This window comes from Atopobium deltae, from assembly GCF_001552785.1.
Lineage (GTDB): Bacteria > Actinomycetota > Coriobacteriia > Coriobacteriales > Atopobiaceae > Atopobium > Atopobium deltae.
The window spans coordinates 1-500 of record NZ_KQ959515.1 but is presented as its reverse complement, the minus strand read 5'-3'; the positions used below and the strand labels follow the sequence as shown (position 1 = coordinate 500).

At 42.6% G+C, this 500-nt stretch carries 1 pseudogene; it reads right to left on the bottom strand.

The features are described 5' to 3' along the window. Positions 1-500: pseudogene (locus HMPREF3192_RS05195) on the bottom strand (hypothetical protein); the annotation flags it as partial.

Here is a 500-nt window from a genome sequence, read left to right as displayed (position 1 = left end):
ATTCAATAACCCAATTCACCTTTGTATACTTGGAGTCTTTAATATCATAAGGATAGACGCCAGCGCCTCCATTTCCATCAAGATCTACTCCTGCTCCCTTTTTATAAGCTAGCCATACAAGCTGAGAACAATTTAGACGTTCTGGATTGAGCTCTTTATTGTTCCAGAATATTGGATTGTAAGGATAACCGAGTAAATGGTTATATGCATAGTCTGCGGCGGCATTTTGCTGTGCTTGTGTCAACGTTGTCTCCATAAGCACTGTTCCTTTTCCAACAAAAGTGTTATAGTGCCATGCCCATCTACTTTTTGCAAAGAATCCTGGAGCCTCTACAATCCAATCTTTGTCTCCATATATCCCAATATGACCATGGCTGACAAATGAAGTGGAAGCAGGCGAGAGAAACATGTCACCCTTGTAGTATGAACGGCAAAGCTGGCGATCCGCACCTTGTGAGCTTCGTAATTCTGTTACACCAACCTCGGCAAGCGTTTTCTTG